The organism is Mesorhizobium sp. WSM4828 (assembly GCF_055811175.1).
This window is the reverse complement of sequence record NZ_JBVVQK010000031.1, coordinates 51,817-64,855: the sequence shown is the minus strand read 5'-3', so window position 1 is coordinate 64,855 and position 13,039 is coordinate 51,817. Positions and strand designations below refer to the sequence as shown.

General features: G+C 63.9%; 14 protein-coding genes. 7 read left to right on the top strand and 7 right to left on the bottom strand.

Annotation, left to right across the window (positions count from 1 at the left end; translation table 11 throughout):
- Both AC0L2X_RS27110 and AC0L2X_RS27105 read left to right on the top strand, forming a co-directional pair.
- Positions 1-406, top strand: a 406-nt coding sequence (locus AC0L2X_RS27110; RefSeq protein ID WP_473600678.1) for a TOBE domain-containing protein, incomplete at its 5' end; no start/stop codon positions are given.
- 248 nt (positions 407-654) lie between these two features.
- A complete protein-coding gene (locus tag AC0L2X_RS27105; protein ID WP_292661206.1) occupies positions 655-936 on the top strand; it encodes a hypothetical protein in 282 nt (93 codons plus the stop codon).
- 30 nt (positions 937-966) lie between these two features.
- Here AC0L2X_RS27105 and AC0L2X_RS27100 read toward each other — a convergent pair whose 3' ends face one another.
- The gene (locus AC0L2X_RS27100; protein WP_473600677.1) at positions 967-1,938 is read right to left on the bottom strand and encodes an AraC family transcriptional regulator; all 972 of its coding nucleotides are present in this window, start codon (positions 1,936-1,938) and stop codon (positions 967-969) included.
- 91 nt (positions 1,939-2,029) lie between these two features.
- On the opposite strand from AC0L2X_RS27100, the gene AC0L2X_RS27095 reads away from it, so the two are divergent.
- Positions 2,030-3,253 (top strand): MFS transporter, encoded by a 1,224-nt coding sequence (locus AC0L2X_RS27095; RefSeq protein WP_473600676.1) that lies wholly within the window; start codon positions 2,030-2,032, stop codon positions 3,251-3,253.
- 1 nt (position 3,254) lies between these two features.
- Here AC0L2X_RS27095 and AC0L2X_RS27090 read toward each other — a convergent pair whose 3' ends face one another.
- Positions 3,255-3,602 (bottom strand): GFA family protein, encoded by a 348-nt coding sequence (locus AC0L2X_RS27090; RefSeq protein WP_473600675.1) that lies wholly within the window; start codon positions 3,600-3,602, stop codon positions 3,255-3,257.
- Positions 3,603-3,722: 120 nt separating this feature from the next.
- Here AC0L2X_RS27090 and AC0L2X_RS27085 point away from each other — a divergent pair, with 120 nt between their 5' ends.
- Positions 3,723-5,018 (top strand): amidase, encoded by a 1,296-nt coding sequence (locus AC0L2X_RS27085; protein ID WP_473600674.1) that lies wholly within the window; start codon positions 3,723-3,725, stop codon positions 5,016-5,018.
- Positions 5,019-5,032: 14 nt separating this feature from the next.
- Here AC0L2X_RS27085 and AC0L2X_RS27080 read toward each other — a convergent pair whose 3' ends face one another.
- From AC0L2X_RS27080 to AC0L2X_RS27060, 5 genes are read right to left on the bottom strand one after another with little or no spacing between them, the layout of a single operon-like run.
- Positions 5,033-5,416, bottom strand: a complete 384-nt coding sequence (locus tag AC0L2X_RS27080; protein ID WP_352491779.1) for a hypothetical protein — start codon at positions 5,414-5,416, stop codon at positions 5,033-5,035.
- Positions 5,417-5,458: 42 nt separating this feature from the next.
- Positions 5,459-6,439 (bottom strand): hydroxyacid dehydrogenase, encoded by a 981-nt coding sequence (locus AC0L2X_RS27075; protein WP_473600673.1) that lies wholly within the window; start codon positions 6,437-6,439, stop codon positions 5,459-5,461.
- 1 nt (position 6,440) lies between these two features.
- Positions 6,441-7,157: a FadR/GntR family transcriptional regulator gene (locus AC0L2X_RS27070; protein ID WP_473600672.1), complete on the bottom strand. Its 717-nt coding sequence runs from the start codon at positions 7,155-7,157 to the stop codon at positions 6,441-6,443.
- 1 nt (position 7,158) lies between these two features.
- A complete protein-coding gene (locus tag AC0L2X_RS27065) occupies positions 7,159-8,328 on the bottom strand; it encodes a mandelate racemase/muconate lactonizing enzyme family protein (protein WP_473600671.1) in 1,170 nt (389 codons plus the stop codon).
- Positions 8,329-8,382: 54 nt separating this feature from the next.
- The gene (locus tag AC0L2X_RS27060; protein WP_023675190.1) at positions 8,383-9,270 is read right to left on the bottom strand and encodes a sugar phosphate isomerase/epimerase family protein; all 888 of its coding nucleotides are present in this window, start codon (positions 9,268-9,270) and stop codon (positions 8,383-8,385) included.
- 392 nt (positions 9,271-9,662) lie between these two features.
- On the opposite strand from AC0L2X_RS27060, the gene AC0L2X_RS27055 reads away from it, so the two are divergent.
- The 3 genes from AC0L2X_RS27055 (at position 9,663) to AC0L2X_RS27045 (ending at position 12,950) form a co-directional block, all read left to right on the top strand.
- Complete coding sequence (locus tag AC0L2X_RS27055; RefSeq protein WP_352491776.1) at positions 9,663-10,718, top strand: sugar phosphate isomerase/epimerase family protein; 1,056 nt, start codon at positions 9,663-9,665, stop codon at positions 10,716-10,718.
- Positions 10,719-10,871: 153 nt separating this feature from the next.
- Positions 10,872-12,059, top strand: coding sequence for a Gfo/Idh/MocA family protein (locus tag AC0L2X_RS27050; protein WP_352491775.1), 1,188 nt, complete (start codon positions 10,872-10,874; stop codon positions 12,057-12,059).
- 36 nt (positions 12,060-12,095) lie between these two features.
- Complete coding sequence (locus AC0L2X_RS27045) at positions 12,096-12,950, top strand: sugar phosphate isomerase/epimerase family protein (protein WP_352491774.1); 855 nt, start codon at positions 12,096-12,098, stop codon at positions 12,948-12,950.
- The last annotated feature ends 89 nt before the right edge of the window (positions 12,951-13,039 follow it).

Below are 13,039 nucleotides of genomic sequence, written 5' to 3'. Positions count from 1 at the left end.
CCCCCCCCCCCCCCCCCCCCCCCCCCCCCCCCCCCCCCCCCCCCCCCCCCCCCCCCCCCCCCGCCCCCCCCCCCCCCACCCCCCCCCCCCCCCCCCCCCCCCCCCCCCCCCCCCGCCCCCCCCCAAGACGGGCGCGGCGACCGACGGTCGCCCGCTCGTCTTCGGTATTCGTCCCGAGGACGTCTATCTCGAGACCGGCGCGCCGGTCGAGGCGCGGGTCCATGACGTCGAGAACCATGGCGTCGAGAAGATCCTGACGCTGCGGGTCGGCGACGCCATGCTGCGCGCCACCGTACCGGCCAGGACCGACGTCCAGATAGAGCAGCCGGTGCGCTTTGCCTGGAACCCGGACAAGGTGGTGCTGTTCGACAAGGGCAGCGGAATAAGCCTGCGTCACGCCGGCTAAGTATAAGCCTCTTTACTGCGCTAGAGCGGGATGCGTTCAAAGTGAACCGTGCAATCCCGCTCTATCCATGTGTTTTAGCCGCATTTGTGCGACGCCACGTAATTCCACTTGGCTGCGACATGCTCGAGTCTTCCCGTCATCCCCCGTACGGGGGATGCGGATGCTTCGATTTGTAGAATAGGCTGATCCTTTGGTCCCAAACGGGCTTTGCAGGCCCCAATTTGGAGGCCCAAAATGGAGGGTTGGCTATGGGAAATCTGTTACGCAGTTTTGCGACGATCCTGCTTGTCGCCGGTATGGGATTGTCGGCGGCGCATCTGGGCGAGGCGCAGGCAGCCAAGAAAGTTGTCGCCGGCGCGCAGGTCGACGCCAAGAAGATCAAGGACCTCAACGGCGCGGTCAATCTGTCCACCAGCGACTGCAAGCTGTTGTTGAGCGGCACCGTCGTCGAAGTCTCGGATGGCAGGTGCGGGGCCTCCGGTAAATATTGCAAGAGCAGCGCCGGCTCGGCCTGCATCACCGAGCAATAAGCCGGCCAACATTTAGCCGGCCTAATTAGGTTAGCGGATCTCCGCCTGTTCCTCGGCCCGGAAATGGCTGGGTGGCGATCCGATGACCCGTTTGAAGGCGCGGCTGAAGGAGGCGTCGGATTCGTAGCCGAGGCGAGCCGCGACGACGGAAATCTTGAGCCGGTCGCGGACCAGCCATTGCCTCGCCTGGTGCATCCGCACCTGCGTGACGTACTTTGCCGGTGTTTCGCCGACAATGGTTGCGAAGCGCTCGGCGAAACCTGATCGCGAGGCACCCATCATCTTCGCCAGAGCCTCCACCGTCCAGTCGCGATTCGGTTCCAGATGGATCGCGGCCAGTACCCGGCCGATCTCGCGGTCCCTGACCGCCGCAATCCATCCGGAAGCATCGCCGCAGCCGCGCTCGACCCATGAGCGGATGACGGTCGCGGCGAGCACATCGGCCAGCCGCGCCAGAATGCCGCCGGAGCCGACCCGCTCCATCGTCACCTCGCGGGCCATCGCTTCCAGCAAATGCGGGATACCTGGCTCATAGGCTTCGAGCTCATGCGCGCGCATCACGTCCGGCATCATGCCGAGCAAGGGGTGCAAGCCATCGAGATTGAAATACATGCTGCCGAAAAACAGCAAGGTCCCCGGACGGCAGCCGGGCACGCCGTCATTCGACATGCAATAGACACCCTTGCAGATTTCCTCGACCTCGTAGCCGTGGATCGGCGCCGCCTCGATACCCGGCTCACTCGCCAGCGTGTGAGCCGAACCGCGCGGCAACAACACAGCGTCGCCCGCCTTGAGTTCCACCCATTCGCCGGACGGCTGCAGCAACCAGCAGCCTTTGCGGCCGATGAAATGAAACCGTGCCGCCGCCTGAGCCGGAAAATGGATGCCCCAGGGTTCCTTCATCTCGCAACGGCCGTAATCGACGCCTTCGAGACGCAATCCGCGCAATATGTCTGTCAGCGGATCGCCTGTGATTGGAATTTTGGACGAACGGTCAAACATAATGGTGTTTCTAGCATGGAAACTCCAGCCAGTCACTCTCTATGTTGCATTGCAGCCAAATGCTGCGCTGCAACAGACCGGAGATTCTCTCATGACCGAACCCGCGACAGGCGTCATGGACGCCGTTCTCGATCCATCGGAAACCGGCGAACGATCCGAGCCCGCATGGGGGGCGGTGGTCTCCCTGGCGCTCGGAGTCTTCGGGCTGGTGACCGCGGAATTCCTGCCGGCCAGCCTGCTGACGCCGCTTGCGCAGGATCTCGGCATCACCGAAGGCGCCGCCGGGCAGGCGGTAACGGCCACCGCCGTCATTGGCGCGATTGCGGCGCCGACCATGGCCATTGTCACCAAGCGGCTGGACCGCAGGCTGGTCATGTGGGCGCTGACGGTGCTGCTTGTGCTGTCAAACCTGGTGGCCGCGTTTGCATCGTCGCTTCCCGTTCTTCTGATCGCCCGCATCATGCTCGGGATCAGTCTCGGCGGCTTCTGGTCGATGTCGGCTGCCATGGCGATGCGGCTCGTTCCGATGCGGCTGATGCCGCGCGCCATGTCGATCATCCTCACCGGCGTTTCGGTGGCGACGGTCTGTGCGGCTCCAGTCGGCGCCTATGTCGGCGACATCTGGGGATGGCGGACGGCGTTCATGATCGCCGCCGTGGTCGGCGCGCTGGCCCTGCTGGTGCAGGTGGCTACCATTCCGAAGCTGCCGCCGGCAGGTACGGCAGGTTTTCGCACGCTGCTGGAGGTGATGAAGCGGCCGATGATCAGGGTGGCGCTGCTGGTGGTGCTGCTGGTCGCCTCGGGACACTTTGCCGGCTTCACCTATGTCCGCCCGTTTCTCGAGAAGGTGCCCGCGCTGGACATCGAGACAATCTCGCTTGTGCTGCTCGCCTACGGCATTGGTGGCTTTTTCGGCAATTTCGCCGGCGGCTTCGTTGCCGAACGCAGCCTCAAGGCAGCCGTCAGCCTGGCGCCTCTGCTGATCGCGTTTTCGGCGCTCTTGCTGCTGGTCGTCGGAGGCTCACCCGTGGTTGCTGCAATAGCAGTGGCCAGCTGGGGCTTTGCCTTCGGCGCCGTCCCAGTCGGGCTGCAGACCTGGCTGGTGCGGGCCGCCCCCGATCAGGCGGAAAGCGCCGGCGGGCTGATGGTTATGACATTCCAGGTCGCCATCGCGTTGGGCGCCGTCTTCGGCGGCCTGCTGGTCGACAACACCGGCGTTGCCAGCGCCTTCGCCTATTGCGCGGCGGCGACATTGCTTGCGGCACTGGCGGCGTTCTTCCTTGGCCCGAAGCCGGTCGACGATCCCAAGGCCTAAATTAAACGGAACGGCCGTCAAAGTCGAAGATCGGCACAGCGGCGACGTCCAACGCCTCGATGCAATGAATATTGATATAAGCACTTCGCCCGCTCCCTTCGCCGACATCCTCGGCGAAGGGGTGAATGCCGCAGCTGCGGCAGAAGCGGTGGGCGATGACATGGTTGCCGAAGCTGTAGCGGCCGAGATCATCGCCCCAGCCAAGCACCCGCATGCTCTCATGCGGCACTGCCCATAGCAGTGCACCCTTGCGCGAGCAGATCGAGCAATTGCACCGCACGGCTCCGGTCAACTCGCCTTCGACCTCGAACGCGACCTTGCCGCAGTGGCAGCTGCCTTGGTAGAGCATCGGGCCTTCCTCCTTCGGTTCGACAGGTGCAAATCCGACCGTGCCGGGCTATGTCTCCTGCGGCCAGTTTCAGGCTGCTACCTTAAGACGTTGCAAGCGTGCGGAGTCCGACACCGAAAAATGCAATCAGCCCGTGATCGCCTCGAAGCAATTCTTTCGCGTCTTGCCGCTCGCGTCGACGATGAAAGCGTTTTCGTAAAGCTCTACCCGGAAGCCGCACGGGCGGCGGCCGACGCCGCCGATGCGCGGCGAAAAGCCGGCGTCTCGCTCGGACCGCTCGATGGGGCGATCGTCTCGATCAAGGATCTGTTCGATGTCGCGGGCGAGCCGACCACGGCGGGCTCTCTGCTGCTCGCCACCGCAGCGCTGGCGCTGCGGGATGCCATTGTCGTGCGCCGGCTGCGCCAAGCCGGTGCAGTCATCCTCGGCAAGACCAACATGACCGAGTTCGCCTTTACCGCGATCGGCGTCAATCCACATTACGGCACGCCCGGCAATGCAAGCGATGCCAGCCGTATTCCAGGCGGCTCGTCCTCAGGCGCCGCCGTTTCGGTCGGCGAAGGCACCAGCCAAATCTCTATCGGTTCCGATACGGGTGGTTCGGTGCGCATTCCGGCATCGCTGAATGGCGTCGTCGGTTTCAAGCCGACCGCGCGGCGCGTGCCGCTCGCGGGTGCGTTTCCGCTGTCGGCCACGCTGGACTCGATCGGTCCGCTGGCCCGCACCGTCGCCGAATGTGCGGCGGCCGATGCAGTGATGTCGGGCGAAAACCTCGCGGCACTGTTGCCGCTGCCGCTGGACGGCCTGCGCATCGGTATTGCGCGCGGCGTGCTGTTCGATGATACGCAGGAAGAGGTCGCGACGGCGTTCGACCGGTGTCTGCGCAAGATGGAGTTTAGCGGCGCGCGGCTTGTCGAGTTGTCGATCGACGACCTGCTTGCCGATCTGCGCGCGGCAACCCAACGCGCGTCGATCGCGGCAATGGAAGGGGCGGAAATCCATGCCGACTGGCTGGCGACGGGAGCGGCGACGCCGGTCGACCCGCGGGTAAGCGGGCCATTGTCGCGCGCCGCCACCATTCCGGCCACGGTCTATATCAGGGCAATGCGCCGCCGCATGGCGCTGGCCGCCGCAATGGATGAGCGACTGGCAGCGGTCGACGTGCTGGCCCTGCCGACCACGCCGGTGACGGCGCCGACGATCGTCTCGATGACCGACGACGAGGCTCTGTGCAACAGGACGGAAGGCCTTCTGCTGCGCAACACGCAGGTCGCCAACCAGTTCGATCTATCAGCCATCTCGCTGCCGATGCCGGGAATGACGCGCCCGGCCGGGCTGATGCTGGTGGCGCGCAATGGCCGTGACCACCACCTGCTGCGCATCGCAGCCGGCGTGGAGGCGCTGCTTGCAAATTGATCCGATAGCGCGTGTCAGCGCGACGAGCAGTGGCCGCGTTCGCTGTCCTTGGCGGCGCGTTCGATGCTGGTGGCAACCAGCCAAGGCAGGGTGTACCGCTTGCCGTTGAAGGTCCGGGTGCGGTTCTCGATCGATCCGACAACAACGACCTTGCCGGCATAGAGCTTGTCCGAAAGATCGAGGGCCTTGTCTTGCTGCGGCAGGCGATCGATGTCGATTGAAACGCCTTTGATGAGCTTACCAGTAGCGAGGTCGAGTGCGCTGTTCGATGGACAGGGTGCCGCCACGCAGCGCAAGCCGTTGTCGCAGAACACGTAGCTGCCCTGTCCGTTGGCGAAGGCTTGCGCCGTCGCCACGCAGAAGCCGGCCGTCAGCAGGAATTTTGTGACGTTTACCATGCCGGCATCATCGCCGGCGAGTTCGGGAAAATTGAGGCACTCTCAGAGATCGACAGGGAACCGCCGCCGGTAGTGCTCGACCACTTCGGGGTTGCGTAGATTGACCGGTAATCTGTTGGCCAGCACCAGCAAGGCTTCGCCAGCCGCGCCGACGCCCATGCGCATCATCGACTGCTCGGTGATCCCGGCCATGTGCGGGGTGACGATGACGTTGTCGAAGCCGAAATAAGGATGGTTGGGCGGCAGCGGTTGTGTGGCAAAGACATCGAGCGCGGCGCCGCCGATGCGGCCCTTCTGCAAGGCCTCGATCAGCGCGTCGTCATCGATCACCGGCCCGCGCGAGACATTGATCAGCAGCGCATCCGGCTTCATCCGGTCAATGCGCTCCCGGCTGATCAGCCCCCGTGTTTCCGGCGTCAGCGGGCAGCACAGAACGATGATGTCGCTCTGCTCGATGAGTGCATCGATCGACAGGAAGCCGACCCTGTCCGGCGCCGGCCGCATGCTGCGGGTCGTCGCCACCACATTCAGATCGAACCCATGTGCCGCGATATGGCCAACCGCCTGGCCGATCGCGCCGAGGCCGACGATGCCGATCGTCTTGCCCGCTAGCTCGCTGGCCACCACCGTGTGTTCGCGGCCCGCCAGCCAGCCCTTCGCACGCAAGTCGCGGTCCAACACACGAAAGTGCCTAAGCAGCGCCAGCGCCGCGAACATCACATATTCGGCGACGGATCGCGCGTTCACCCCCGGCACGTTCGCCACCAGCACGCCGGCCGCATTGGCCGCTTCCATCGGTACCATATCCAGCCCGGCGCCGTGGCGGATCGCGGACCTGAGCTTCTTCGCGCCTTCGAAAAGCGCCGCAGGCAAGGGAGCGCGAACGATGATGACATCGGCGTCCCTTGCCTCGGCGGCAAGCGTGGCCGCATCGAGGGCGGAAGCAACGACGAGTTCGCCGGCCCCCGTCAGCATGGAAGCGGCACGAGGGTGCAGTCTGTGTGTTGATAGGATCTTGGGCATTTCAGGCCTTTTCGAGCGCTGGGCTTTCCGGTTCCGCCCCACGCCCCTCGATCAGCCCCTTCCAGTAGCTTTCCGCGCCTTGCAGGTGGGCGCTCATCAGCGCCTGGGCGAGATTGCCATCGCGGCGCAGCAGCGCCTCGTAGATTTGGATATGCTCGGCATGGGAGCGCACGCTGCGTTCGGGATCGTTGAAATAGATCGGCAGGCGCAGCTCACCCATCATGTAGTAGACGCTGCAGATATTGTGGAAGACGCTGTTCTTGGTCGCCCGCACGATCTCGAGGTGGAACTCGCGGTCTTCCCTGGCAAGGCCTTCACCGGCAGCGATGCGATCCTCGGAGACCTTCAGGATCTCGCGCAGCCGCTCGAAATTCTCCTCGGTGGCGCGTGAACAGGCAAGTTCGGCGGCCTTGATCTCGTGGATCTTGCGCAACTCGACCGTCTCGTAGATCTGGACGGGATCGAGCGGCAGGCCGGCGCGGGCGAACAGCGCCATCGCCTCGACGCTCGCCTGCTTCGTATCGATGTAGATGCCGGATTTCGCCCGTCGCTCGACGATGCGCATGGCCTCGAGAATGGCCAGCGCCTCGCGGATCTGGCCACGGCTGACGCTGAAATGCTCTGCCAGTTCGCGCTCCGACGGCGTGCGGCCCGTCTCCTTGTCCGAATGGGAGAACAGATAGGCGGCGAGTTCCGCGAGAAGGTTCTTTTCTTTCATGTCAGCCGTGTTGCGCGTGCGCCTCCAGGAACCGCTCCGAAATGGTGAATCCCAGCCCGGGTCTATCAGGGATCGCTACCATACCGTCCTTTGCTTCGACAGTCTCTTCGATCAGATCGTGGATCATCGGGTTGGCGCCGAGCGAATATTCGACGGTGAAGCTCGCCGGCGAAGCAGCGCAGACATGCAGCCCGGCAAAGAAGCAGGGCGCGCCGGCCCAAAGATGCGGCGCAAAGCGCAGATTGAAGGCGCTGGCGATGGTGCCGATCTTCATCGCCTCGCTGATGCCACCGCAAAAGGCCGGATCCGGCTGGAAGATATCGGCGGATTTGAGTACGGCGAGGTCGCGGAAGGCATAGCGCGTCGCCTCGCTTTCGCCGGTAGCGATCGGTATCGAGCCGCAGGCACGCACCTCGGCCATGCCGGGCTTGTCGTCGGCGATCACCGGCTCCTCGAACCAGGCGAGATCGAGGTCGCCGGCGAGATGGATGAAGCGCTTGGCTTCGGCCACCGTGTACGTGCCGTGCGCGTCAACCATCAGGTCGATATCGGGACCGAGCGCCTGTCTTGCGGCGCGGACGCGAGCGGCCGAGAGATGTGGGGCGCCGTCCATCGCACCGACGCGCATCTTCAGCGCCTTGAAGCCGCCCTTGGCGATGTAGGACCGCAGCTGGTCGCCGATGGCTTCCGCAGTGGCCCAGCCGCCGGAAGCATAGGCCGGCATGCGGTCGAGCTTGCGGCCGCCGAGCAGCCGCCAGACCGGAACGCCGAGCGATTTGCCGAGAATGTCCCACAATGCGATGTCGACGGCGCTGATGGCGGCGATGCTCATGCCCCGTCGTGCCAATTGCGGCATGGCATGGCCGGCGCGAGCGGCGCTGTCGTGGCGCGTACCATTATAGAGCATCTCCCATATGACGGCGATGTCGGCCGGGTCGCGGCCGACCAGCTGCGGGCCGACCTCGTAGTTCAGCAAATGAACGAGAGCGCCGTAGCTGCCGGCGCTGCCGGCAGCATTCTTGCCTTCGCCCCAGCCGACCAGACCGTCGTCGGTTTCAATGCGCAGGATGGCGGCGTCGAACGTCGCCACCTGACCGAAGTCGCTGCGGTGCTGCTTCGCGGCTTCGATCGGTATGCGGACCCACCAGGCTTGGACCGTCTTGATGCGCATGTTCATCCTCGGCCCGGCCGCGGTGAGGCGGAAGGGCTTTTCCAAACGGCTCGGCTACTTGATCAGCGGCAGCAGCGTTTCCGCGTTGATGCGCATCTGGTCGGTGTAGAATTTCTCCGTGAGCACGCTGGAGCCGTGGTCCTGAATGAATTTCAGCTGCTCCGGCGAGATGTCGACGGGGTTGCGTTCGACCATGTCGGGATAGGGGGCAGCCGGCGTGCGGTCGACGGGGGCGACGAATTCATTGGTCAGCGCGCCGTCATAGCCGATCTCCTTCAGCGTGCCGACGATCTTCGGCCAGTCGATCTGCCCGAGGCCGGCGGCGAAGCGGTTGTTGTCGGCGACATGGAAGTCGTACAGGCGCTTGCCGACCTGCCGGATGGCATCGTAGACGTTAAATTCTTCCATGTGGATGTGGTAGGCGTCGAGGCAGACGCCGCATTCGGGGCTGACCGCATCGGCCAGCGCCAGTGCCTGGGCGCCGCGGTTGAACAGATAGGTCTCGAAGCGGTTGAGCGGCTCGACCGCGATCTTGACGCCGACCTTCTTGGCGTGGGTGAAGCATTCCCGGGTGGCGTCGACCACCCATTTCCATTCCTCTTCCTCGGTGCCGTCCGGCACCACCTTGCCGACGGTGGCCGGAACCAGCGTGATGATCTCGCCGTCGAGCTCGCTGACCATGGTCAGCACGTCCTTGACATATTGCACCGAGCGCTCGCGCTGGCCCTGATCCTTGGCGGCGAGATTGCGCTCGCCCAGCATCAGCGTCACCGCTCCCCAGCAGCGAATGCCGTACTCGTTCAACAGCGCGCGCGTCTCCTTGGGCTTGTACTGTTCGGGTTCGCCGGAGATCTCGATCGACTCGTAGCCGAATTTCTTGATGCGCTTGAGCGTCGTTTCCAGCGGCTCCGCCCGCATCCAATTGTGCGTCGAAAGATGCATGGTCTATCCTTCCCAGAATCGCCTGTACCAGTTCGCCTGCGGCGCACTCTGCCGAAGCGTGCCGCATGATTCCTCCCCAAGGCGTCCCAGCATTTTTGTCAAACTGGTTCGACCAATTGGGCCTGATGGGAGGTCTACAGTAATTTCATCTGGACGGCAAGAACTGCTGAAATCAAGCGTTTGTTCCTGGCTAGTTCATTGATTCTGCTTAAACATGTGGCCTAACTCGGTATGGTTGCAGGACTGCGGCAGCGCGTCAAATGGCTTGACCAGATTTCGGCATTTGGTAATACCAGAATAGCGGCGCCAAGCGCGCTGTGCAAAGAGACCAAAGCGGCTGGCCCTGTTTTCAATCGGCGCTATGCTTGGTCGTGAAACATAGGGAGATGCCGATGCCGACGACGATGAAGGGGCCTGGTCTGTTTCTGGCGCAGTTTGCGGGCGACGCCGCTCCGTTCAATTCGCTGGGCTCGATCACCAAATGGGCGGCCGGTCTGGGCTACAAGGGCGTGCAGATCCCGACATGGGACGCTCGACTGTTCGATCTCGAGAAGGCAGCCTCCTCCAAGGCCTATTGCGACGAGGTGAAGGGCATCTGCGCCGATGCCGGCGTCGAGATCACCGAACTGTCGACGCATCTGCAGGGGCAACTGGTGGCGGTGCATCCCGCCTATGACGCGCAGTTCGACGGCTTTGCGCCGGCTGCGGTGCACAACAATCCAAAAGCCAGGCAACAATGGGCGGTCGAACAGATGAAGTTCGCCGCCAAGGCGTCGAAGAATCTCGGGCTCAAGGCGTCGGTGTCGTTTTGCGGCGCCCTGGCCTTCCCATACCTCTACCCCTGGCCGCAGCGGCCGGCGGGATTGATCGAGGAAGCATTTGCCGAACTCGGCAAGCGCTGGAAGCCGATCCTCGACGTCTATGACGAGAACGGCGTCGATGTCGGCTACGAAATCCATCCGGGCGAGGACGTGTTCGACGGCGCGACGTTCGAGATGTTCCTCGAGGCGGTCGGCGGCCACAAGCGCTGCAACATCAACTACGACCCGTCGCATTTCCTGCTGCAGCAGCTCGATTATCTCGAATTCATCGACATCTACCACGAGCGGATCAAGGCGTTCCACGTCAAGGACGCCGAGTTCAATCCGACCGGGCGGCAAGGCGTCTATTCCGGCTACCAGAGCTGGACCAACCGCGCCGGGCGTTTCCGCTCGCTTGGCGACGGGCAGGTGGATTTCGGCGGCATTTTCTCCAAGCTCACCCAATACAATTACGACTCATGGGCGGTGCTGGAATGGGAATGCTGCCTCAAGCACCCGGAGGATGGTGCGGCCGAAGGCGCTCCCTTCATCCAGCACCACATCATCAGGGTGACGGAAAAAGCGTTCGACGATTTCGCCGGCGGCACGACCGATAAAAAGGTGCTGCGCGGCATGATGGGGATCTAGCACAGATATCCCTCCCCCTCGAGGGGAGGGTGGCCCGGAGGGCCGGGTGGGGTCGGTCCATGCCGAGCTTCATGGCCGCCAACCCCACCCCGACGCTACGCGTCGACCCTCCCCTCGAGGGGAGGGGTATCTCAGATAACGAGGGAGAAAATCATGGTTGGCGCATCGAAGACGGAAACGGGAGGCGGTCCGATCCGCTACGGCATGGTTGGCGGCGGACAAGGCGCCTTTATCGGCGCGGTGCACCGCATCGCGGCGCGCATGGATAACGAGTTCGTGCTGGTTGCCGGCGCCTTGTCGTCGAATCCGGAGCGCGCCAAGGCCTCGGCGGCCGAGCTTGGGCTCGATCCGGCACGCAGCTACGGCTCCTATGCCGAGATGGCCAAGGCGGAGGCCAAGCGGCCGGACGGCATCGAGGTGGTGGCCATCGTCACGCCGAACAATGTGCACGTGCCGGCCGCCAAGGCTTTTCTCGAGGCAGGCATCCACGTCATCTGCGACAAGCCGCTGGCGACGACGCTGGCCGAGGCAAGGAAGCTGGCGGCGCTGGTCGACAAGACCGGCAAGGTGTTCGTGCTGACGCATAACTACACCGCCTATCCGATGGTGCGGCAGGCACGCGAGATGGTGGCCAAGGGGCAGCTCGGCGACATCCGCATCGTGCAGTCGGAATATCCGCAGGACTGGCTGACCGAAGATCTGGCCGCCACCGGCCAGAAGCAGGCTGCGTGGCGCTCAGACCCCAAGCAGGCCGGTGCCGGCGGTGCGCTGGGCGACATCGGCACGCATGCCTACAACCTTGCCCGTTTCGTCTCCGGGCTGGAGCTCGATTCGCTGTCGGCCGATCTTGATGCCTTCGTGCCGGGGAGGCTGCTCGACGACAACATCAATGTGCTGCTGCGCTTCAAGCCGATCGGCGGGTCGCACCCGGCCAAGGGCATGATCTGGGCAAGCCAGGTGGCGCCCGGCCACGAGAACGGGCTGAAATTGCGCATCTACGGCTCGAAGGGCGGGCTCGAATGGGTGCAGGCCGATCCGAACTATCTCTGGTACACGCCGTTCGGCCAGCCGAAGCAGTTGATTACCCGAAACGGCGCCGGCGCACTTCCCGTCGCCGGTCGCGTCAGCCGCGTTCCGCCAGGGCATCCGGAAGGCTATCTCGAAGGTTTCGCCAACATCTACCAGGAAGCCGCGCGGGCTATTCGTGCGGCGCGCCGGAAGGGCGGCAAGCCGGCTAAGGATGTCGTCTTCCCGACCGTTCAGGACGGCGTCGAGGGCATGGCCTTCATCGAGGCCTGCGTGAAGTCTTCGAAGAAGAACGGGGCGTGGACAAGCCTCTAAACAAGCCTGCAGGCGAATTCATGCGGAGGGGCGTCGATGAAAATCGGCATGTGCATGCTGTTGTGGACGACCAGTGTCTCGAAAAAGCACGAGCCGTTGTTGAGGGACATCAAGGCGACCGGCTTCGACGGCGTCGAAATACCGGTCTTCTCCGGCACGCCGGACGACTACAGGAAACTCGGCGAGCTGCTCGACCATATCGGGCTGCAACGCACCGCCGTTTCTGCCATGGGCGATCCGGCGATGAATTTGATCTCGGCCGACGCCTCGACGCGCAAGGCCGGTATCGACTACATGAAATCGGCGATCGACTGCGCTCAGGCGCTTGGCGCGAACACGTTGAGCGGCCCGCTGCATTCGACACTTGGCGCCTTTTCCGGCAGCGGGCCGACGGCGGCCGAGAAGAAGCGCTCGGTAGCCTCGCAACGCGCCATCGGCGATCATGCCGGCAGCAAGAATGTCACCATCGGGCTCGAGGCGCTCAACCGCTTCGAATGCTATCTGCTCAACACGATGGACGATTTGTCGGAGCATATCGACGCGATCGACCGGCCGCACATCAAGGCGATGTACGACACCTTCCACGCCAACATCGAAGAGGCCGACCCGATCGGCGCCTATACGCGCAACCGCAAGAACATCGTCCATATCCATATTTCGGAGAACGACCGCGGCGTGCCGGGCCGCGGCCACGTCCCCTGGAAGGAGACATTCTCCGCCATCCGCAAGAGCGGCTATGACGATTGGCTGACGATCGAGGCGTTCGGCCGCTCGCTGAAGGAGCTGGCCGCGGCCACCAAGGTGTGGCGCGACTTTTCCGAAGGCCCGGAAGCGGTTTATCGGGAGGGATACAAGCATATCAAGGACGGCTGGAAGAGGGCGGCCACCTAGGCCGCGGTAGGCGCCTTTCGGCCGACGAGCGTCGGCGATCCTTCGCCCGCCCTTTGTCCTGCCGGACATCTCCCCCACGAGGGGGGAGA

Bases quoted from the DNA above. Each gene is read 5' to 3' on its own strand.
- AC0L2X_RS27065 (WP_473600671.1), bottom strand. From the start codon at position 8,328: ATGCGCATCAAGACGGTCCAAGCCTGGTGGGTCCGCATACCGATCGAA.
- AC0L2X_RS27050 (WP_352491775.1), top strand. From the start codon at position 10,872: ATGGTTGGCGCATCGAAGACGGAAACGGGAGGCGGTCCGATCCGCTAC.
- AC0L2X_RS27080 (WP_352491779.1), bottom strand. From the start codon at position 5,416: ATGGTAAACGTCACAAAATTCCTGCTGACGGCCGGCTTCTGCGTGGCG.
- AC0L2X_RS27060 (WP_023675190.1), bottom strand. From the start codon at position 9,270: ATGCATCTTTCGACGCACAATTGGATGCGGGCGGAGCCGCTGGAAACG.
- AC0L2X_RS27085 (WP_473600674.1), top strand. From the start codon at position 3,723: ATGCAATCAGCCCGTGATCGCCTCGAAGCAATTCTTTCGCGTCTTGCC.
- AC0L2X_RS27105 (WP_292661206.1), top strand. From the start codon at position 655: ATGGGAAATCTGTTACGCAGTTTTGCGACGATCCTGCTTGTCGCCGGT.
- AC0L2X_RS27095 (WP_473600676.1), top strand. From the start codon at position 2,030: ATGACCGAACCCGCGACAGGCGTCATGGACGCCGTTCTCGATCCATCG.
- AC0L2X_RS27070 (WP_473600672.1), bottom strand. From the start codon at position 7,157: ATGAAAGAAAAGAACCTTCTCGCGGAACTCGCCGCCTATCTGTTCTCC.
- AC0L2X_RS27100 (WP_473600677.1), bottom strand. From the start codon at position 1,938: ATGTTTGACCGTTCGTCCAAAATTCCAATCACAGGCGATCCGCTGACA.
- AC0L2X_RS27045 (WP_352491774.1), top strand. From the start codon at position 12,096: ATGAAAATCGGCATGTGCATGCTGTTGTGGACGACCAGTGTCTCGAAA.
- AC0L2X_RS27055 (WP_352491776.1), top strand. From the start codon at position 9,663: ATGCCGACGACGATGAAGGGGCCTGGTCTGTTTCTGGCGCAGTTTGCG.
- AC0L2X_RS27075 (WP_473600673.1), bottom strand. From the start codon at position 6,439: ATGCCCAAGATCCTATCAACACACAGACTGCACCCTCGTGCCGCTTCC.
- AC0L2X_RS27090 (WP_473600675.1), bottom strand. From the start codon at position 3,602: ATGCTCTACCAAGGCAGCTGCCACTGCGGCAAGGTCGCGTTCGAGGTC.